Origin of the sequence: Roseivirga sp. (assembly GCF_049099775.1) — a bacterium.
In the GTDB taxonomy this organism is placed as follows: domain Bacteria; phylum Bacteroidota; class Bacteroidia; order Cytophagales; family Cyclobacteriaceae; genus Roseivirga.
This window is the reverse complement of the sequence record NZ_JAGDZM010000007.1, coordinates 509,515-531,032: the sequence shown is the minus strand read 5'-3', so window position 1 is coordinate 531,032 and position 21,518 is coordinate 509,515. Positions and strand designations below refer to the sequence as shown.

Annotated in this window: 17 protein-coding genes; 8 read left to right on the top strand and 9 right to left on the bottom strand. The window is 38.8% G+C overall.

The window, feature by feature from the left end; all coding sequences use genetic code 11:
- Positions 1–77 precede the first annotated feature (77 nt).
- Genes JXQ92_RS13450 through JXQ92_RS13440 form a run of 3 tightly spaced genes read left to right on the top strand, consistent with a single transcriptional unit; the run spans position 78 to position 1,226 of the window.
- The gene (locus JXQ92_RS13450) at positions 78–488 is read left to right on the top strand and encodes a DUF3052 domain-containing protein (protein WP_421987141.1); all 411 of its coding nucleotides are present in this window, start codon (positions 78–80) and stop codon (positions 486–488) included.
- 23 nt (positions 489–511) lie between these two features.
- A complete protein-coding gene (locus JXQ92_RS13445; protein WP_421987140.1) occupies positions 512–877 on the top strand; it encodes a hypothetical protein in 366 nt (121 codons plus the stop codon).
- Positions 878–929: 52 nt separating this feature from the next.
- The gene (locus JXQ92_RS13440) at positions 930–1,226 is read left to right on the top strand and encodes a hypothetical protein (RefSeq protein ID WP_421987139.1); all 297 of its coding nucleotides are present in this window, start codon (positions 930–932) and stop codon (positions 1,224–1,226) included.
- Positions 1,227–1,228: 2 nt separating this feature from the next.
- Here JXQ92_RS13440 and JXQ92_RS13435 read toward each other — a convergent pair whose 3' ends face one another.
- Positions 1,229–2,071 carry an aminotransferase class IV gene (locus JXQ92_RS13435; protein WP_421987138.1) on the bottom strand — a complete coding sequence of 281 codons (843 nt, stop codon included), beginning with the start codon at positions 2,069–2,071 and terminating at the stop codon, positions 1,229–1,231.
- Positions 2,071–3,114, bottom strand: coding sequence for a thiamine-phosphate kinase (thiL, locus tag JXQ92_RS13430; protein WP_421987137.1), 1,044 nt, complete (start codon positions 3,112–3,114; stop codon positions 2,071–2,073). Before thiL ends, JXQ92_RS13435 begins: the two co-directional genes overlap by 1 nt.
- Before the next feature lie 87 nt (positions 3,115–3,201).
- On the opposite strand from thiL, the gene JXQ92_RS13425 reads away from it, so the two are divergent.
- Both JXQ92_RS13425 and JXQ92_RS13420 read left to right on the top strand, forming a co-directional pair.
- Positions 3,202–4,020, top strand: coding sequence for an SDR family oxidoreductase (locus tag JXQ92_RS13425; protein ID WP_421987136.1), 819 nt, complete (start codon positions 3,202–3,204; stop codon positions 4,018–4,020).
- A gap of 121 nt (positions 4,021–4,141) precedes the next feature.
- A complete protein-coding gene (locus JXQ92_RS13420; RefSeq protein WP_421987135.1) occupies positions 4,142–8,149 on the top strand; it encodes an AAA domain-containing protein in 4,008 nt (1,335 codons plus the stop codon).
- Between the two features lie 9 nt (positions 8,150–8,158).
- Here JXQ92_RS13420 and JXQ92_RS13415 read toward each other — a convergent pair whose 3' ends face one another.
- Genes JXQ92_RS13415 through recQ form a run of 4 tightly spaced genes read right to left on the bottom strand, consistent with a single transcriptional unit; the run spans position 8,159 to position 13,445 of the window.
- A complete protein-coding gene (locus JXQ92_RS13415) occupies positions 8,159–8,632 on the bottom strand; it encodes a gliding motility lipoprotein GldH (RefSeq protein WP_421987134.1) in 474 nt (157 codons plus the stop codon).
- Positions 8,625–9,896, bottom strand: coding sequence for a PSP1 domain-containing protein (locus JXQ92_RS13410; RefSeq protein ID WP_421987133.1), 1,272 nt, complete (start codon positions 9,894–9,896; stop codon positions 8,625–8,627). Before JXQ92_RS13410 ends, JXQ92_RS13415 begins: the two co-directional genes overlap by 8 nt.
- Positions 9,897–9,926: 30 nt before the next feature.
- Positions 9,927–11,216 carry a phosphoribosylamine--glycine ligase gene (gene purD / locus JXQ92_RS13405; RefSeq protein ID WP_421987132.1) on the bottom strand — a complete coding sequence of 430 codons (1,290 nt, stop codon included), beginning with the start codon at positions 11,214–11,216 and terminating at the stop codon, positions 9,927–9,929.
- Between the two features lie 30 nt (positions 11,217–11,246).
- The gene (recQ, locus tag JXQ92_RS13400) at positions 11,247–13,445 is read right to left on the bottom strand and encodes a DNA helicase RecQ (protein WP_421987131.1); all 2,199 of its coding nucleotides are present in this window, start codon (positions 13,443–13,445) and stop codon (positions 11,247–11,249) included.
- 72 nt (positions 13,446–13,517) lie between these two features.
- Between recQ and JXQ92_RS13395 the strand changes: the two genes are divergently transcribed.
- Together JXQ92_RS13395 and JXQ92_RS13390 are read left to right on the top strand one after the other, a co-directional pair.
- Complete coding sequence (locus tag JXQ92_RS13395) at positions 13,518–14,486, top strand: KpsF/GutQ family sugar-phosphate isomerase (protein WP_421987130.1); 969 nt, start codon at positions 13,518–13,520, stop codon at positions 14,484–14,486.
- 1 nt (position 14,487) lies between these two features.
- On the top strand, positions 14,488–15,558 hold the full coding sequence (locus tag JXQ92_RS13390; RefSeq protein ID WP_421987129.1) for a mannose-1-phosphate guanylyltransferase: 1,071 nt from the start codon (positions 14,488–14,490) through the stop codon (positions 15,556–15,558).
- On the opposite strand, the gene rlmB is transcribed toward JXQ92_RS13390, so the two are convergent.
- A complete protein-coding gene (gene rlmB / locus JXQ92_RS13385) occupies positions 15,551–16,297 on the bottom strand; it encodes a 23S rRNA (guanosine(2251)-2'-O)-methyltransferase RlmB (RefSeq protein WP_421987128.1) in 747 nt (248 codons plus the stop codon). The genes JXQ92_RS13390 and rlmB overlap by 8 nt on opposite strands.
- A complete protein-coding gene (locus JXQ92_RS13380) occupies positions 16,298–17,512 on the bottom strand; it encodes a GWxTD domain-containing protein (protein WP_421987127.1) in 1,215 nt (404 codons plus the stop codon).
- A gap of 107 nt (positions 17,513–17,619) precedes the next feature.
- Here JXQ92_RS13380 and JXQ92_RS13375 point away from each other — a divergent pair, with 107 nt between their 5' ends.
- The gene (locus JXQ92_RS13375; RefSeq protein ID WP_421987126.1) at positions 17,620–18,393 is read left to right on the top strand and encodes a class I SAM-dependent methyltransferase; all 774 of its coding nucleotides are present in this window, start codon (positions 17,620–17,622) and stop codon (positions 18,391–18,393) included.
- Between the two features lie 48 nt (positions 18,394–18,441).
- Here JXQ92_RS13375 and JXQ92_RS13370 read toward each other — a convergent pair whose 3' ends face one another.
- The gene (locus JXQ92_RS13370; RefSeq protein WP_421987125.1) at positions 18,442–21,441 is read right to left on the bottom strand and encodes a DUF2723 domain-containing protein; all 3,000 of its coding nucleotides are present in this window, start codon (positions 21,439–21,441) and stop codon (positions 18,442–18,444) included.
- Positions 21,442–21,518 lie beyond the last annotated feature (77 nt).

Here is a 21,518-nt window from a genome sequence, read left to right as displayed (position 1 = left end):
GGACTCACACATCCTAAAAGACCTTTTACTAATCTTAAAAAGTAGTTATATTTTACTCTATTTTTTCAACTACTTCCATGACAACAGCCGGATATTCAGGCACTCCCCTTGCCAAAAAACTAGGGATTAAAGAAGATTTTAAGTGTCACTTTGTTCACATTCCCGAATACTATTTCAACTTGTTTGAAGAGCTACCTGCTATCGAAACAGTAGAAAAACCAGAAGCGGGAAGTATCGATTTTGCACATGCATTCATGATGTCTCAGGCAGAATTAAAATCGATGATACCTCAGGTGAAAGATCACCTGAAAAAGGATGGTACGCTTTGGCTTTCTTGGCCTAAGAAAGCATCGAAACTCCAAACCGACCTAGATGGTAACGTTATTCGAAACTTTGGCCTAGACATAGGTTTAGTTGATGTTAAAGTAGCTGCGATAGATGATATTTGGTCTGGCCTAAAGTTCATGTACAGAGTGAAGGATAGATAAACTTCCTTTACTAATTTTACAGCATGCAAAATGATCCGGAATTAAACGGTAAATATTTAGGCACTATTACAAAAGACTTTGTTTTAGTAGCTGATACTTTGAAAGAGGCTTCTTACCAAGTAAGAAAAAGAGGGTTTTCTGATTTCCCAATATTCCCAATTTCACAAACATCTATTCCTTTAGGGCAATTGTTGATTGAAAAACAGGAATTAGCAACTGATTTCAATTACCACATTACTTATTTGGATGAGTTTATCCAACGCCAATTAGTTGAAGATGAAGAGGCATTTAAAAAAGCATATAAGAATCCAGATGAGTTTTGCTGCCTTTTTGTTGTCGATCAGACTTTTACCAACTTTCTATTTGTACCGTACCCAGAAGATGAATAACCAAACTTGGATTATGCCGTTGTTTTAATAAATATTCACTATAATCCATCTTATGGAGGTAATCACTGAGGAAAAAAAGGCATTAGTAAGGAGTTTATTAAACAAACTTTCGGAAGTAGTTGAGGGTACTACCTGGAGAATTAACAATACCTATAGCAATGGTATTGACAATACGGTTTTAGAAATTCAGATTTTCGAAAAGAAAGTACAAACAGGGAGAATTGCCTACCAACTCGAAGACGGACACGTTATCAATTATCGATATAAAGATCTGGAAAAACGCATCCCCATTCAGATCATGGATATGCTATTAGATATTATCGGATACGAACTTGATAAAGCCTCTTAGCCTTAAGACCTCAACTTTAGGTAGTCCTCAATATACTGATCAAAAAGTGTTATTAGTTTCATAGTGTTTTCTCCTACTTGGCCATCATTTATCTCTCGATCACCAATTTTCACTATCGGTAAAACCTTCTTAGTACTGCTCGTAATAAAAACCTCATCTGCCGACCAGAGTTCTTCTAGATTTATTGGCCCTAAATTGACTTTGAAGACATTTTTAGCACATTTTAAAACATTCTTTCTAGTAACTCCTTTTAGAACTCCTTCGTCATTTGTATTTAAAACACCTGCCTTAAAGTAGTAGATATTACTTCTAGAAACTTCGGATACTAGACCATTTTGATGATATAAAACATCAATATGTCCTTCGCTTTGCCACCGTGATTGAGCGGCCAAGGCATTGGTATAATTAGTTGACTTTACTAATGGATTGTCTCGCGAGTATTCCTGCAGCATAAGACTTGCACCAGCTGCATATAAAGCGGAAGGGGGATCGGAAAACGCTGTATTTAAAACTATTATTTGTGGTTCACCGGCTGTAAAACCATCGATAGAAACGCCTCCTGTAACAATAATTTTAATGCTGCTGTATTCAAACCCGTTTTTAAGAACAAGTTCGTTGACCACTGCCTTCAGCTCATCTCTACCTAAAGGAATGGCTAAATTGATCTGTTGGGCAGAGAATTCTAAACGTGATAAATGATCATCGATGAAGATGGGTATTGTTCCTTTTACTTTAAAAAAGTCAAAAACAGCATAGCCTCGAATGAGTCCGACATCGTCAATCGAAAGCCTGACTTCCTCTTTAGGCAAATATTGTCCGTTAAAGTAATGAACAGAAGCATCCATTATTCAGCATCTGAGCTCAAGTGGTTCCAACCTTGTGCCTGCAAAGGCACTTGATTACCTTTTTTCGTTACCATCAAATTACCCTTTTCTAAATCTTGAGAGTGGCCTATAAAATGTATGTCGGCATACTTTTCCAGTTTCGCATGATCTTCTTGCTTAATCGTAAACAAGAGTTCATAATCCTCTCCTCCATTCAAGGCAGACGTTATTGGATCGAGGTTAAACTCTACGGCAGTTTCGTAAGTCTGTCTATCGATCGGGAACTGCTCTTCATAAATTGAGAAACCGACGTTAGAGGCTTTCGACATATGCAAAACTTCAGAAGCTAGCCCATCGGAAATATCTATCATGGCAGTTGGAGTTACCCCAAGTTCCTTCAATTCATGTACAACATCCATTCTAGCCCGTGGCTTCAATTGTCTTTGAACGATGTATTGATATTTATCTAATTGGGGTTGCATATCAGGGTTACCCAAGAAAGTTTGTTTCTCTCTTTCTAGTACCTGCAATCCAACAAAAGCACCTCCAAGATCGCCAGTTACACACAGAATATCATTTTTACCAGCTCCACTCCTATAAACCACGTCACCCGCATTAGCCGTGCCATATGCGGAAACAGAAATCACCAATCCACTTCTTGAAGCAGTAGTATCTCCACCAATAATATCAACATTATAATCTTCGCATGCAGCTTTCATTCCAGCGTAAAGAACTTCAATGGCTTCTACCGAAAAACGATTACTGAGGGCTAGCGAAACCACCACTTGCGAAGGCTGCCCATTCATAGCGGCTATATCAGAAACATTTACGGCTATGGCTTTATAGCCTAAGTGTTGTAATGGAACGTAGGAAAGATCGAAATGTACTCCTTCCACCAACATATCAGTAGATAGCAGAGCATAATTTTCCCCAGAGGAAATTACGGCGGCATCATCTCCAATTCCTTTAATTGTACTCTTTTGCTTTGGGGTTAATTTTTCGGCCAACCGATCGATTAATCCAAATTCTCCAAGGTCTCCTAATTCTGTTCTTTCTTCTGACATAATGCTTGAAATTTCGCTCGGCAAAGATAATGCTTTGTTTGGTTTGAGTACCGCGACGTGGTCATGAATGAAATTCTAACTTAATTTGTGGCAATGAAAGATAAAGTAGTCATCATCACGGGCGGTTCGTCAGGTATAGGCAAAGCGCTGGCCATTGAATTTGGACAACTAGGCGCTAAGGTTGTCATCACAGGACGAAATGAAGAAAGGCTGACTCAAGTAAGCCAAGAACTTGATAGTTTAAACACTCCAAATCTATGCTTAGCCTTAGATGTTTCATTAGAAAAGGACAATGCGACTTTGGTTGAAAAAACGCTTGAAAAATTCGGTGGTATTGACATTTTGATTAATAATGCCGGTATTTCCATGCGTGCATTATTAGAGGAAATTGAATTGGAGGTATTCGAAAAAGTGATGAAGATAAACTTTAATGGTACACTCTATGCAACGAAGTATTGCTTACCGCATATCTTAAAAAGTAAAGGCAGCATTGTAGGAATTTCATCCATCAATGGGTATCGTGGCACGCCGGCAAGAACAGCCTATACGGCTTCTAAATATGCGATGAATGGCTTTTTTGAGGCACTTAGAACAGAAGTTATGCATAGAGGGGTTCATGTGCTTGTGGCCTGCCCAGGTTTTACTGGAACCAACATTCGGAATGCAGCACTCACTGCTGATGGCTCTGAACAAGGAACTTCTCCGCGTAATGAAGGTAAAATGATGACTGCCGAAGCAGTGGCTCAGGGCATTATCAAAGCGATTAGAAAGAAGAAAAGAGATATTGTATTTACTTCACAAGGGAAACTCGCCGTTTTCCTCAATAAGTGGATGCCTGGCAGAATGGATAAAATAGTTTTTAACGTTTTTGCAAAAGAACCCGATTCTCCGTTTAACAAGTCTTAATTTTCGGAGTAAAAACGCGGTAGATCACAAGAATTGTGTGCTACAAAACAGGTCTGAAAGCGAAAGTCAATTATAATTATTTTGCCCGCTGATAACTGCCAAGTTATTACTAATTTCCTACATGCAACAAATACTGAAAAGCTACCAAAGGAGACTTGTCAACCTTTCGGGCAACAACAGGTCATTGTTGCTATTACGTTTAAATAAGGAGCAATTTTTAGACTTACATGATTTCGATCATGTCAATGGACTCCCTTCTTGGAACATTGTCGAGCAAGTTATTGCCAAAAAATCCAAGATTAAACTGATTCCCGTTTCAGATCCAAGAGACGAAAATTCAAATGCGCTTTCCAACCGACTGAAACGTTTAAAACGCAGGGAAGAATTTATCTTTCAAGAAACTGGTGCCAAAGACCTATACGTTGGCTGGCCTTTTGTAGAAGGAAAATTTAATGATGGTACTCCCTTAAGGGCTCCCTTATGTTTTTTCCCAATTCGGCTAACGGAGGAAGGTAATAATTGGGAAATCTCACTGAAGCAAGATGTCAATATAAGTTTCAATAAAAGTCTTCTACTGGCCTTTGCTCATTATAATGAATTGGAGTTGCTCGATGAATTGGTTGAATTTACATTTGATGGATACGAGCGAGACAGCACCCAGTTTAAAAATATGCTTTATGAGCAGCTTCGTGAAAGTCCTATTGCGCTTAGATTTAATAGAGAGTACTATGGCGAAAAACTTGAGCCCTTTAGTCAACAGCATAAAGAATCATTTGTTTACAAACAGGAGAACGGAGAGATCAGCGTTCAGATGCAAGCTGTTTTTGGTATTTTTCCGCAATCAGATTCTTACCTAGTACCAGATTATGATTTTCTGTTACAGCAATCCGAAGCACTTAATTTGGATGACTTCTTTGCTAGAAAGACCATTAATTTACCTGATAGAGCTTCGGCCGAATTCGACCCAACCAAACACTTTTTAAACCAAGCTGACGAGTCCGAAACTTATACGCCATTCGCTCTGGATGCTTACCAAGAAAATGCCTTAAATGCTGTAAAAAAAGGCAACTCCATTGTGGTGCAGGGCCCTCCAGGAACAGGAAAGTCACAACTCATCTGCAATCTTGCCTCAGATTTTATTGCCCGTGGTAAAAAAGTATTAATCGTGAGTCAGAAGCGGGCTGCGCTCGATGTGGTCCATGAAAGGTTAAAATCCATTGGCGTTCAAGATTTTACGGCTTTAGTGCATGATTTTAAAAGCGACAGAAAGGCAATTTATGATCAGGTTGCGAACCAGATAGAAAACACGCAGCAGTATGCTAAAAGCAATAGTAATTTAGATGCTTTACAATTAGACAGAAACTTTAAAAAGTCGAGTTTAACAATTGAGGACATCTCTGAGGAACTCAATGAATATAAAACGGCTCTGTTCGATCATAGCGAATGCGGCCTTTCAGTAAAAGAGCTTTATCTCACGTCTGACCCCGAAAAGGAAAACATTGCCTTAGTTCAGGAATACAATGGTTTTCACTTCGACCATTTAAAGGATTTTACCAGAAACCTTGACCTATATTTCGATTATGCGCAAAGAGTGAATGCTGCTGATCATCCATGGTCTGAAAGAGTAAGTTTTGGAGACTTAACGCGAGCGGATATGAAAAATATACTCGCTTATTTATCGGAAATACCTCATGAAACTAAAGCCTTAACGGGCGCCATTTCAGAAATTATTAAAGAGTCTGTCGATTTCGATGCTTGCAGAACGATCAGCGAAAACCTTGATAAACTAAAGGCGCTTCGTGGATATATCAAAAATCAAAAGGTATTCGAATTGTTCAGGCCAATGGTGCAGTTTGGTGCTGATAATGCTAGTTTGTTATGGCTTAAAAATACTAGAAACCTTATCAACACTTGTTTTGAAGGCGAGGGTGTTGAGCATAGTATTCCGGCAAAGGAAATCGGAGAAGTACAGTTGATTTTGAAACAGAGGAGCGATGCTAAAAACTCTTTTCTGACTTCTTTAAAATGGCGTTTCTCGAAAGAAAAACTACGCTTAGCTAGAATTCTTGTGGCTAATGACTTGAGAGACGACAAAAACGCCTTAAAAATTCTTACTGCTAGAATCGACAATCGGCTGAACCTTCAACACCAGCTTACTAAATTACGCGGTATTGGCTGGATAGGCTCAGTACCTAAAACCACGGATCAACAGGAAATCAATTTATGGCTAGATCAAATGGAATTAGCTGTGCAAGCCAAAGCACTGTTCGATTCTTTTGCGAATTTTAAAGAATTCTTCCCCTTAAAAAACTCTTCTGCTAAGATATTTAAAGATAAGCTTCAAACTATTGAAGAAACTCTAAAACTGCTTCCCGAAAAGCGTGCAGAGTGGAACAAATATATTCTTCCTAAGCAGATTGATTCCCTTTTACAAGATTCGTCATTTGGAATGCAACTCTCAGAGTCAATCAAAAAGGACTTCGATGTTTTGAAGGCGCTTGATGAGTTAAGAGATTCTTTTGATCAGAAAGCTCTAGCCACAATTGACAAGCTATTTGAGCAAGAAACTAAGAGTAAAGCAGCGTTAATTGCCCTCTTCGACAATAGCATAAGACTGGCATGGATTGATCATATTGAGAATAAATACCCTATTCTGACATCTGTTTCTACACTTAAATTTGAAAAGCTCATTGATGAATTTCAGTCTACAGTTTCGGAGAAATCTGAAGCTAGTGCTCAAATTCTAATTCAACGCGCTAGAGAAAAAACATATACTGATCTAGAATTTAATCGACTCAATAATCAAGTCACTTACCGAGACCTTTTGCATCAGGTAAGCAAGAAAAAGCGAATTTGGCCTATTCGGAGGTTAATCTCCAATTTCGAAAGTGAGTTATTTAACCTAGTTCCGTGTTGGTTGGCTTCTCCTGAATCAGTATCTGCCATTTTTCCGATGGAGCCATTTTTTGATTTGGTCATTTTTGATGAGGCTAGTCAATGCTTTGCTGAAAAAGGGATTCCAGCAATTTTCAGAGGCAAACAACTGGTTATTGCCGGTGATAGTCAACAATTACAACCCAATGATTTGTACAGAGTTCGCTGGGAAGATGAACAGGAAGAAATGGCCTTAGAAATAGATTCGCTACTGGAACTGGCTACGCGTCATTTAATGGAAATAGACCTTCAAGGACACTATAGAAGTAGGTCTTTATCGCTCATTGATTTCTCAAACCGACATTTCTACAAAGGAAGACTTAAAGTTTTACCAGAGTTTGGGAGAAACAACAATCCTGAACCCGCCATCGACTATATCAAAGTCAATGGAATTTGGGAGAAGCAGCGAAACGAAGCAGAAGCGAACGCTGTAATTTATCATGTCCGTGAATTTCTGAAAGAACATCCTAACAAAAGCATAGGTATTGTCACATTTAACGCGCAGCAGCAAACGCTCATTCTTGACACTTTAGAGGAGTCTGGACTGGACTATCCTCCAGATTTATTTGTTAAGAATATTGAAAACGTTCAAGGCGACGAACGTGATATCATAATTTTTTCTATTGGATATGCTCCCGATGCTAAGGGCAAATTCAATGTGCAGTTTGGAAGCCTTAATCAAAAAGGTGGGGAAAATAGACTCAATGTGGCTGTAAGCCGTGCTAGGGACAAAGTGTTAATTATCAGCTCTATTCTTCCAAAAGACTTAAAGGTCGATAAGACTAAAAATGAAGGTCCAAAACTCCTTAAAACTTATTTAGATTATGCGCTTGAGGTTTCTAATGGAAAATTCCAGCCAGTTATTGAGCGCGAATCACCATTTAAACAGTCGTGGTACTTGAAACATCAGATTGAAGAATGGGCAAAGGATTTGGCTGTAGATATTGAAACAAAGTCTCCGTTTGCCGATGTTGAATTATCTAAGAATGGTCAGCAGATAGGGCTGCTTTTTACCGACGATAATTACTTCTACGAGAGTCTTTCAATGAAAGAGGTATGCGTCTATCGTCCTGATCATTTACAAGAAAAGAAATGGCCTTTTAGAACGGTGCATTCACGTGAATTCTGGATAAACAAAGAGAAAATAAAGGATAATTTATTGAAGTTTGTGGAGCTCAATACACCAACTGATTAATTTAATTAATCAGTTACCCGAAGACTCTTCCACTCTCAAGCCCAAAGAATAAGTACCAATCAAGTCAGTTTTGCGCATATATTGAGTTAAACTCAAGTTGTAAGTACCGGATTCAGGGAAATTAAAACCTTCCAAAAAGACTTCTGAGTGCTGAAATACACTATTTCCGGAACCGAATGGCTTACCTGTTTTCTCATCGAACAACTCTATATTAATTAAGTCAGAAGTGAGGGTGTTGCCTAGTGTATCACTCAAATCGTATTTTACATAGCAGTTTCGAAACGGAAAATCTAAGCTGTTTCTAATCTTGAAAATAAGATCTTTGGGTGCCGTGTCTTCAACTTCGAATTGAAAGTTCGGAATGGTATCCATGTGCCAACTCAGTTCATCGAAGTCATAATCGGCTTCATACACCCTATTCGTATCACAGCCAACAAATAGCAAAAGGCAAAGCAACACAATCCAATAATTCAGCTTACTCATTCCCCTTAGTAGATTTCTTAGGTCGAAAACGTTTTTTCTTATTTCTATTGCCTCTTTTCTGACTTTCTGCGCTTGGTCCTTTAGTTGAATCTGACGGATTGGCTTTAATCTGCTGGTTACCTTGTTGATTCTGATTGCTGTTTCGATTTCTATTCTTGTTCGGTCTTCGTTTTTTAGATTTGGATGAAGCATCTTTCTTTTTGAACTTCTCGTCCATGCGCTTCAAGTCTTTGTTGATGACATTATCGGCAATTGTCACTTCAATCTGATCGACAGTTAGCGTTTCTGGCGTTTCACCATTCTTATTTAAATCAACAATTTCTTTTACTCGCGCTACAGAAATGGGGTGCCACACATTTTCTCCTTCAAAACTAAACCACATCATCTTCCTGAAAATGTCAGTTTTCTGGAGTTTGGCCTCGCCATGCTTAATTTTCAGATGCTTAACATTAGGAATATCTTCTAAAGCATCCATATAGGTTTCTAGCTCATAGTTTAAGCAGCACTTAAGCCTTCCGCATTGGCCAGAAAGTTTACTTGGGTTTAGACTAAGATTTTGATATCGTGCAGCTGATGTGGATACACTTTTAAAATCAGTAAGCCACGTAGAACAACAAAGCTCTCTTCCGCATGACCCTATACCGCCAAGCCTACTCGCTTCTTGCCTCAGACTTATCTGACGCATGTCTACCCGGATTTTAAATTCAGAAGCCAATATTTTTATCAGTTCCCGAAAATCTACTCGCTCATTAGCTGAGTAGTAAAAAGTAGCTTTAGTATTATCCGCTTGAAACTCTATGTCAGTGAGTTTCATTGCCAATTTCTGCTCGAGAATTATATTTCTTGTTCTATAAAGTGCCGGTGATTCTCGTTTTCGTACTTCTTCGAATTTATCAAGATCGGCAATTGTGGCTTTGCGATATATCTGTCGAATTTCTCTTCCATCTTCAACCCCTCGTTTCTTCATTTGCAGCCTAACGAGTTCTCCTTGCATAGAGACATGGCCCAAATGATGACCACCTTGCACGTCTACAACAATTGCTTCTCCGGTAACTAGATCGAAAGATTTTGTGTTTCTATAAAAGTCTTTTCGCCCATTTTTAAAGCGAACTTCAACCACATTGAATTTCTCTTGAACTGGCACATCCATATTGGATAGCCAATCAAACACATTGAGCTTATTGCAGCCACCAGTTGCACAACCGCCATTGTTGTTGCAACCTGCTGTTTTTCCATCTACACTTACTCCGCAGCTACAGCTCATATTTTTCTATTTACCCATGGGGTTAAGAAATTAATCGATTAGTTTCAATATATCCTGACCTATATCATTTCTATGATATTCGTCCTTCCAGGTAATATTTGCTATGCCATTATAAGAATTTTCGAGGGCATTCGCTACTGAATTACCTCTTCCGGTAATGGCCAAGACCCTACCTCCATTGGTTAACAACTCAGCATTTTCTCCAAGCTTTGTTCCTGCATGAAAAACCGTAGCTTCTGACACGCTATCCACGCCTGATATGGCAATGCCTTTATCATAACTTCCAGGGTACCCTCCTGAAACCATTACAACTGTAGTGGCGGCTTGATCCGACACTGAAAACTCTGTTTTATCGAGAGTACCATTTGCCGTAGCGGTTAATAAGTCCACTAAGTCAGAATCGATTCTAGGCAGTACAACTTGGGTTTCAGGATCACCCATTCGCACATTATATTCTATTACATAAGGCTCACCATTCATATTCATCAATCCGATAAAAATGAATCCTTTATAGTCTATTCCTTCTTTTTTCAACCCAGCAACGGTTGGTTTGACAACACGTTCTTCCACCTTACTGATAAAATCACCTTTGGCAAATGGTACAGGAGATACAGCTCCCATTCCACCAGTATTCAGCCCTTTATCATCTTCGCCTATGCGTTTATAATCTTTTGCTTCTGGTAAAATTTTATAGTTATCACCATCTGTCAATACAAAAACTGATAACTCAATACCTTCCAAGAATTGCTCTATGACCACACGGCTTGAAGCCTCTCCAAATTTTGCATCAAGTAACATCTCTTTGAGCGTTGTTCGCGCATGATCATGCGTTTCGGCAATAATTACTCCTTTACCTGCGGCAAGTCCATCTGCTTTCAAAACTATAGGCAAAGGATGACTCGTGATATAGTTCAAACCTTCTTCAAGGTTTTCTTTGGTGAAAGTTTGTGACTTGGCTGTCGGAATTTCATACCTATTCATAAACTGTTTTGAATAGTCTTTACTTCCTTCTAGCTGGGCGCCTTCTTTTGAAGGCCCTACAAGACCTACTTTTTTCAAGCGTTCATCAGCTTTAAAGTAGTCACTGATTCCATTCACTAATGGATCTTCAGGCCCAACAACGACTAAATCAACTGATTTTTCGATTACAAAAGCTGCTATAGCCTCGAAATCATTGACATTCATGTCGATATTTTGCCCTAAAGATGCAGTGCCTGCATTTCCTGGTGCTATATATAATTGATCGCATTGATTGCTTTGGGAAATCTTCCAACTGAAGGCATGCTCTCTTCCTCCACTTCCTAAGATCAGGATGTTCATTGATTCAATAATTTTGAATGATAAAGGTAATTAATTTGCGTATTCAGAAGTGAATTTGATACGCATCAATCTCAAGTCTTCTTCAGAAATATCATCGTCCTCGAATTCATCTAGCGCATCATCGATGTCATCAGAATCGGCATTAAGGAAATAATCCATTATGTCTTCTTGTTTCTCGTCATCTAAAATTTGCTCTAAATAGTAATCAAGCTTCAATTTGGTGCCCGCAAAGCAGATAATTTCCATTTCATCAATCAGCTCGGTCATTGACCAACTCTTTTGCTCAGCGACTTCTTCTAAATCAATTTTTCTATCTATTTGTTGAATGATATAAATCTTATTCTTGGATTTCGATCCAGCAGTTTTTATCACAACCACCTCGTCAATTCCGATATCATTTTCCTCAACATAGTCGCTGATAATTTTCAAGAAAGAGGCGCCAAACTTTTGGACCTTACCCATACCTATACCATTGACATTGGCTAAAGCTTCTTCCGTTGTCGGATAGGTTGTTGCCATTTCTTGCAACGAAGGGTCTTGAACAATTACATATGGAGGTAAATCCTTGTCTCGTGCTATTCGTTTCCTTTCACCTTTAAGGAGCTCAAAAAGCACTTTATCAAATGAATTTTTGGCCTGCATTGTTGGTGGAGCTTCGTTACTCTCACTTTCATTGGCATCAACATCACTGAAATCCAAGTCTTTCATCATGTCGACACTAATCGGTTTCTTAAGGAAATCGCGGCCTTTATCGGCCAGTTTCAAGAGTCCGATATTTTCAATATCCTTCTTTAAGAATTCATTGAGTAAGGTCTGTCTCACCATTGATTTCCAAAAATGGTCGTCTCTGTCTTTCCCCTTACCATAAATGGGTAATTTATCATGACCGTAACTCTTAATGTATTGGTTTTCTAACCCTCTTATTACAGCAACGATATGTGCCATCCCGAACCTACCTTCAGTCTGTTCAACGGCCTCAATAACGGCATGTATAAACTCTTTACCATCGAAAGTTTCTCTTTCATATTTACAGTTATCACAGAGGCCGGCGCTTCTACATGCTGCATCATCATACTCTTCACCGAAATAATGTAAGAGTTGTTTTCTACGACAAACTGCTGACTCTGCGTAGGACGACATTTCATCCAAAAGCACTTTGGCATTTTCCCGCTCTGTAACTGGCTTGTCCTTATTGAACTTTTCCAGCTTTAGAATATCCTCGTATTTGTAGAACATGACGCATAGCCCTTCAAGGCCGTCTCTTCCTGCCCTACCTGTTTCTTGGTAATAGCCCTCTAGAGATTTAGGGACATCATAATGGATAACGAATCGAACATCCGGCTTATCAATCCCCATTCCAAAGGCTATTGTTGCCACAATCACGTCAACTTCTTCGTTTAGAAAATCGTCTTGATTTTTCATCCTTACGGATGGTTCAAAACCTGCATGGTATGGAGCTGCTTTTATTCCATTCACCTGTAAAAAGCTCGCTATCTCTTCTACTCGTTTCCGGCTAAGACAATAGATAATTCCAGATTTACCCTGATTATCTCTTATGAATTTAACCAGCTGCGTTTTAATATTTTTTTTAGGCCTTACCTCATAGTAGAGGTTTGCTCTATTAAATGACGACTTAAATAAATCTGCTTCTTCCATATGAAGGTTCCGCTGAATATCGAGCTGTACCTTCGGAGTTGCGGTTGCAGTAAGTGCTATAATGGGCACCTTACCTATTTGGTCAATTATAGACTTTATTCTTCTGTACTCTGGCCGAAAATCATGTCCCCATTCAGAAATACAATGTGCTTCATCGATTGCGGCAAAAGATATATTGGCTGCCTTCAAAAAATCAACATTCTCTTCTTTTGTTAAAGACTCTGGAGCTACATAAAGCAGTTTAATCTCACCGGCTAGCGTGGCTTTCTTGATTTTATTTATCTCTGACTTAGAGATTGTCGAATTAAGGAACCTTGCATTTACACCGAATGCTTTTAATTGATCTACTTGGTTTTTCATCAGTGCAATCAAAGGGGAAATCACAATGGCAGTCCCTTCCTGCATAATGGCCGGTATTTGGTAGCACAATGACTTACCAGCTCCAGTAGGCATAATTACGAACGTATTTTGTCCGCTTAGAATGTTTAAAATGATCTTTTCTTGATTGCCTCTGAACTTGTCGTAGCCGAATACTCTTTTGAGAGTTGATCGGATTTCTTCTACACTTATCATATTAATCTGTGTAATCTAAAAAGGAATTGTCCCATTCCTTATCTTTGTTCACATACTGAATGCGTGACTAAATTGAAGTTACAGAAAAATATCCAAACAATAGCCAAAAACACCCTTCTGCAAGAAGCAGAGGCTGTCAAAAAAGTTGCCGACTTTATAGACGGTGATTTTGAAGATGTTGTCACTAACATATTTGGCATGAAGGGAAGATTAATCATTACCGGAATTGGCAAAAGCGCTATTGTGGCGAACAAAATTGTAGCCACTCTAAATTCAACCGGCACTCCTTCGATCTTTATGCATGCAGCCGACGCCATCCATGGCGATTTAGGAATGATTCAAGCGGATGATTACGTGCTTTGTATTTCTAAAAGCGGTAATACTGAGGAAATTAAAGTCCTAATACCTTTAATTAAAAGGCTAGGTGCCAAAGTAATTGGTATGGTTAGCAGCATAGATTGTTATGTAGCTAAACATGCCGATTTTGTTATTAAAGCCATTGTTAGTAAAGAAGCTGATCCGAATAATTTAGCGCCTACAACTAGTACTACTGTACAAATGGCTATGGGAGATGCACTTGCCATCTGTCTATTAGAAGCTAGAGGCTTTAGTGCTCAAGACTTTGCAAAATATCATCCAGGGGGAGCGCTCGGCAAGCAGTTATATTTGAAAGTGGATGACATTTATCCGAAAAACGAACTTCCTGTCATTTCTCAAGATGAGCTAGTCAAAGCAAGTATTCTTGTTATTTCAAAAAAGAGATTGGGCGCTGCCGCTATTGTTAATGACGAAAAAGAACTAGTAGGGATTTTCACTGATGGTGACTTAAGAAGGATGTTGGAGAAGCATGATGACTTTTCAAACCTAACCATTGGTGAAGTAATGACGTCTAACCCTAAGACGATTGAAAAAGGTGAATATGCAATCCGTGCATTAAATGAAATGCGCGAATACGATATCAATCAATTGATAGTGACGGAGGGAAAAAAAGTTATTGGCTTTCTCCATATAAGTGATTTAATAAACGAAGGAATAGTATAGAATGGCACAGAATTATGTAGTAATAATGGCAGGGGGAATTGGAAGTAGGTTTTGGCCATACAGCCGAGCAACTGAGCCCAAACAATTTCTTGACGTTCTTGGTACAGGGCGCTCATTACTCCAAATGACCTTTGATAGATTTCTTAATCTTGCCCCTGCTGAAAACATTTACATAGTTACCAATAAGCGTTACTATGATATTGTCAAAAGGCAGCTTCCGGAGTTAACGGATGACCAAATTCTTTTAGAACCAATTGGTAGAAATACATCTGCTGCAGTAGCATACCCTGCTTTTAAGATAAAGCAAAGAGACCCGAACGGGGTTATGATTGTTGCACCTTCTGATCATGTTGTTTTTAAAGAAAACATCTTCGAAGACAACTTGAAAACAGCCATCAAGTCTGCCAAAGGTTCTGAGAAGCTTATTACTTTAGGCATAGTGCCAACACGTCCTGAAACAGGTTATGGATATATTCAATACCACTCTAGCCCTTTAAAAAAGGTCAAAAAAGTCAAAACCTTTACCGAGAAACCAGAATTAGAACTAGCTAAGAAGTTTTATGATAGCGGTGACTTTGTATGGAATGCAGGGATATTTATTTGGTCGATTGATACAATAACAAAAGCATTCCAAAAACACCTTGAAGATATAGCCGTGATATTCGAGGAAGGTGCAGAACTATACTACACGGACAAAGAGCAGGCTTTTATAGACGAAGCTTATGCGCAATGCAAAAGCATTTCTATTGACTATGGTATTATGGAGAAAGCTTCTGATGTATACATGGTTAAAGGTAAATTTGATTGGTCGGACTTAGGAAGCTGGGATTCGCTACATGAAATCCGCGATAAAGACGAAAACGAAAACGTGGTAGACGCCAATGCTATTCTTTACAACTCAAAGAACTGCTACGTCAAAGGACCGGACGACACGCTCATTGTTGCTCAAGATTTAGACGGATATTTGGTGACTAAATCGGATAATGTGATTCTTATTTGTAAGAAAGATGCTGAGAAGAAGTTCAGGGAATTCCTTAATGATGCCAAAACGAAGGGCGAAGAATTTACTTAGTCCTTTGCCTTATTACTTCGTAACTAATTACGCCAGTAGCAACAGAAACATTAAGTGATTCAATTCTACCTTGAATGGGCAATTTCGCATGTCCATCGCATAACTTTAGGTACTCTGGCGAAATACCGTCTTCTTCAGAACCCATTAAGATAGCTACCGGATCAGTAAAATCCATTTCATAGATCGTTTGGTCTGCTTTTTCGGAGCAGGCGATCACTTGAATGCCATTTTCTTTCAGGCTCTTGATCGTCTCTTTAAGGTTATTCGCTCTACAAACAGGTATATAATTCAGCGCACCAGCCGAAGTTTTCATGGCATCGGAACCAATCTGTGCACTTCCTCTACTTGGAACAATTATACCATTGACTCCAGCACATTCTGCCGTTCTCGCAATGGCTCCAAAATTTCTAACGTCCGTAATTCTATCCAGGATTATAAAAAAAGGACTCTCCCCTTTTTGATAAGACTCCGAAATAATATTATCCACAGAAGCAAAAGAAACAGAAGAGACATAGGCTATTGCTCCCTGATGGTTCTTTCTTGTTATTCTATTGAGTTTTTCAATGGGAACACGTTGCGCTGGTATAGACAGCTCTCGGCAAAGACTCAATAATTCACCTGTGAGTTCGTTCTTCGCATCTTTCTGGATAAACAATTTATCTAATTCTTTCCCAGATTCAATGGCCTCAATTATGGCTCTTGTACCATAAATAAAGTCTGATTTTGTACTTGAATGCATTTATTCGATTATTCGGCCAGATCTCCACTGCGTAACAGCAAGCATCCAATTTTCTCGGTAGCGATTACCTCTTATCAATTTATATTTTATCAACCCATCTTCTGCGATTATATCGAAGATGAATCTTAATCTACCCCCGGTTGATGATGGAAAAACCCATAGCTCGGTACTTTCATTTCTAAATACCTGTAGTGGATTTCCAAAAACTTGAAAAACCATTCCTCTATCCGTTTTCCAGCCTTCGCGGTCTTCAGAAAACAAGCGAGCAGACTTTCTTATTCGGCGGTAATAATACTTTATAAAGTCCTTAGCTACTCTTTCGTTGGAAGAAATGGTATTGTTCACAAAGCTTTCAAATGAGCTTCTACCATCTTCACTATCTTTCATTGCTCTATACTCATCATTGGTACTAACATAGATAAGGGGGCTAACCAAATCACTATAACTTCCATAGTATGGATGATATTCATCAGATACCAAAAGTGTCAATTGTTGATTGGGGTAGTCACGTGATCGTACCTTATAAATTCCTTCGGTATATAATTGAAACCTCTCTGCGTTATTTACTCCGTAGGCAGTATCCAATGGAACTTGAGGAATCGAGTCTTTGACAGATTCATCGAATGGCGGTAGTGCTACTGGTAGGTTATTAGAGACTCCATTGACTTCATAAGTGGAGTTTTGATTGAAAGGGTTTACAATTCTAACAGGGTAATCTTTAGTGATATATTTCGCGAAGTAAGGAATGTCTTTTTCAGCTTCATAAACCAAAAATGAAGCGGGATTCCAATCTTTAATCTTTAATGGAATATCTAGATTAAAATGTTTGTTTCGGACTGTGTTAAAAATATCTACCACGACCAGTTGGTCTTCCATCGAATTATCAAATTCGAAAGCATAAACGTATTGTCTAAAATCAACATCTATGATACTAGATGAATCTAAAGGAACTGCGGAGTTAACTTCTTTTTCATCTATATAACTAGCCCTAACGTCGTAACTCAAGCGATAATCTGAGAATTTCACATTTCCACTATTCAGAATAAACTTCAAGAAAAGCTTCACTTTTGTACCATCAGTAGCAACTTTATGCTGAACAAGAAACTCATGATCTTCATTGTATAAGTAGCTCATCTCAACCGAACTCATTCTACTCTGTGCAGAGAGGGTATAAGCAAAAACCAGCAAGCAACTGAAGATAAATAAACGTTTCATATGGCTAGACACTAATCAAAGGTAGACAGAATTTGCCTGTGCTTAACAAAATTACTCAAATTCATCGATTCTAGCTCAAAAAGCTTAATTTTGGCCAAATTCTAAGTATGGCTACTTATACTACAGAGATCGCATCGGACTCTATACCATCAGATAACCCTATCCACCAGCGCTTGTTGCAGGCATATTATTTAGCTAAACCTTACATAAAAGGGTCTTTATTAGAATTGGGTTGTGGTGAAGGTCGAGGTGTAGAATTACTTGCCCCACTGGCTGGCGAATATGTAGCCTTGGACAAAATTAGTAGTGTAATCGAAGCGCTTAAAGCCAAGCATGCTGGTTTAGATTTTCGTCAAGCGGTTTTCCCTCCTTTTGATGGAATAGACGACAATTCTTTCGATACAATCGTTAGTTTTCAGGTTATTGAGCATGTTAAAGCTGATGGAGATTTCCTTTCTGAAATCCATAGGGTGCTAAAACCAGGTGGTAAAGCCATCTTAACTACGCCAAACATTAAGAAAACCCTCACTAGAAACCCTTGGCATGTACGAGAATATACTGCCCAAGAATTGACCGATCTAGCCAAAAAATATTTCGATAACGTAATAATGAAGGGTGTAGGCGGGAATAAGAAAGTAATGACTTACTATGAACAGAATAAAAAATCTGTAGAGCGCATTACTCGATTCGACATTTTCAATTTACAATACAACCTTCCTGCGCCACTCCTAAGAATCCCATATGACATCTTAAACAGGATGAATAGAAACAAGCTTAACACTTCCAATACAGGGCTAGTAGCTGAGATTGTTCACGAAGATTATATTCTAGAAGAGGACGCTGACAAAGCGCTTGATCTTTTTCTAGTGTTAGAAAAATAAAAAGGCCCATTCTTTGGAACGGGCCTTGTAAACTCCTTTACTTTTTTGCTAAAAGTCTCTGTAATTAATTTCAAACCTTACGTTTTGAGCTTCGAGCATTGCCCTAACTTTTTCAGCTTCTTCTGTTTTGCCGTTCGCTCTTAGCAAAGTCTCAATATACCTAAGTGCCTGAGTTTTACTTCGCCAATCTCTCTTGCCATACCTTAATTTGTCTTGTAAATAAGAGAGCTCAGAATTAAACTGCTCACTCATATCCAAAGCCATTTCAGTAGCTATGTCTGTTTCTCCAATGTCGAAATAGCCTTGTACAAAGCCAAGCGAAGACAAGTCAAATGGAGAAGCTTCAACAGGCATTTTCTCCATACCCATATCTAGAATTTCCTTCGCTTTTGCCGTATCACCTTCTGAAATAAATCCATCTGCTAAAGCAGTGAACATCGACCTATGGTTTTGAATAAATCCTCTATAGTCTTCATTCAAGTTAGCTTTCGGATTATCTAAACCTCGGAATTGCATTTCCTCAGTAATGTTCTTATACATTAAATCAGTATTAATCATGTCGCGACCTCCACCATTAGGATTCATGATTGGCAATAATCGATACGCCATACCTTCTTGTACCAAATAAGGATCAAGGTTAAAGTTCAGTGATGTAACTGATGTATAATTAAAGTAGATCGGCCTTTCCCAATTGTTATGAACAATCAGGTCCAGCAACATCATTTGCCCTTTGGTTAGTACCCTACTCTGTAACTCTCCATTCTGATCCTTCTTAAAAGCAAAGAACATAGTAGGTGTTACATATTCCTTCAGTTTATCTGGAATAATTCCATCCTGAAGAACAGCCGTGGTATCAATATCTAATTTCAATACTTCAGTAGGCACAGACATTAATTTATCGCCTGACTGCATCGTTAATTTGAAGCCATCGACATCACGTTTTACAATATCTAAATAGTCGTCCAAGTCAGCAATTTGACCCGCAAACTGAGCCATTTCATTAATGAAAAGTAGATCGTTTGTTCCTTCTCTATAGTTATCGATAGTTAATGAATAAGGAAAAGCTTCCGAATCATTCATTTTTGTAGCCGTCTGATCTATATACCAATCCGTTTCGTAGTAGCTCATCACCACTACACGAACATCGGTTCTGTAACCCTCCACTTCTTGTAAATACCAAAGCGGGAAAGTGTCATTATCACCACCGGTAAATAAGATCGCATTTGGTGCACAAGAGGCTAAAAAGTTTCTGGCGGAGTCTATTGAAAGGTATCTACCAGATCGATCATGATCATCCCAATTCTCTTTAGCCAAGATGACTGGTGCCAACATGCCAATTGCTATTGAGGCAATGACCATGGACTTTGCAGCTTTCTTTCTCAATAATGAATTACCAATCGCTATTACTGAGAAGCCAATCCAAAACGCAAACACATAATAAGATCCTACATAAATATAGTCTCGTTCACGAGGTTCAATTGGAGGTGAATTAAGGTAAATTACCAACGCTAAACCTGTCAGAATAAAGAACATCAAAGTAGCAGCAAAGCGTTTCGGATCTTTATTGAATTGGAAAAAGAATCCAATTAAGCCTAGAATTAATGGAATCATGAAATATTGATTCCTTCCCTTGTTTTCCAGAATTGTTTTAGGTACTCCTTCGTTAGATTCAAACGGGCCAATCCAATCAGCATCTTGAATATCACTTTCTCTACCCGCAAAATTGAACATGAAATACCTCAAGTACATATGTCCAATCTGATGGTTAAACATAAAACTCAGGTTCTGGATGAAACTTGGTTTTTCACCCGGTCTCAGACCCGTCTTGGCCATGTAAGTTTGGGGATGACCCGGGTTCGAACTCCACATTCTTGGTAAGAAAGTAGTATACTCAGGGTCCCAATCAACGATGGTTTTATAATCCTTAATCTTATAGCTACCGTCAGCTTTATAGTAAACGGGTGCACCTCTTCGAGTACCTGCTTGTGGGGCATTAAAATATTGGCCTTTCAAAAGTGGACGACTTCCATATTGCTCCCTTTTCAGGTAAGAAATAAAGGTCATCACGTCTTCTGGGTTGTTCTGATCAATTGGCGGATCAGCTCGTGATCTAATTAAAATCACGGCATAACAGGCATAACCAATTAGAATAAATGCCATCGACAAAATCAATGTATTGGCATTCACAAAGTCCTTTTTGGCCGTATATCTAAGACCTAGTATAATCGCAGCAATCACCAATATCGTTAAGAAGAGTGCTCCAGACCCAAATGGTAAACCGAAGGTGTTAACGAAGGTTATTTCGAATGCTCCTGCTAGTGTTGGTAATCCAGGAATGATAAAACTATTGATAACAACAATTAGAACAAGACTTGCTATTACGGCAAGAATGCCTCCTTTCCAAGTCGGATTTTGATACTTTTTGAAGTAATAAATCAAGCCTAAGGCTGGTAAGGTAACCAGGCCTAAAAGGTGAATACCAGTAGATAAACCGAGCATATAAGCGATAAAAACGAGCCACTTATTTGCTCTACTCTCATCACCAACTAATTCCCATTTAAGAATTGCCCAGAAGACTACCGCCGTAAAAAATGACGAAAGAGCATAAACTTCACCTTCAACAGCTGAAAACCAAAACGAATCGGTAAATGTGAAGGCTAAAGCACCCACGGCACCCGCGCCCAGGAGTAAAAGTTTTTGAAAATTGTTTGCTTCACCTTCTTTAGCATCGATCAGCTTTCTACCAAGCATTACGATAGACCAATACAAGAAAAGAATCGTAAATGCCGAGGCAACAGCACTAGACATGTTAATCCAATAAGCTACTTGGGTAACATCGCCAAATGACAAAAACGAGAATAAACGACCAATAAGCATGAAAAGCGGTGCCCCTGGCGGGTGTGATACTTCAAGCTTGTAAGCTATGGCAATGAACTCCCCACTATCCCAAAAACTAGCCGTTTCTTCAATGGTGAAAATGTATACCACCAATGAAACTAGAAAAACCGCCCAGCCTGTAAGATCATTTATCTTCTTAAAATCAGTCATTTATTCCAAGTTTGAGGCGTGAAAATAGTAAAAATATGGCTGGCAAAACGTTAATTTTTTCTAATAGAAATCAACCA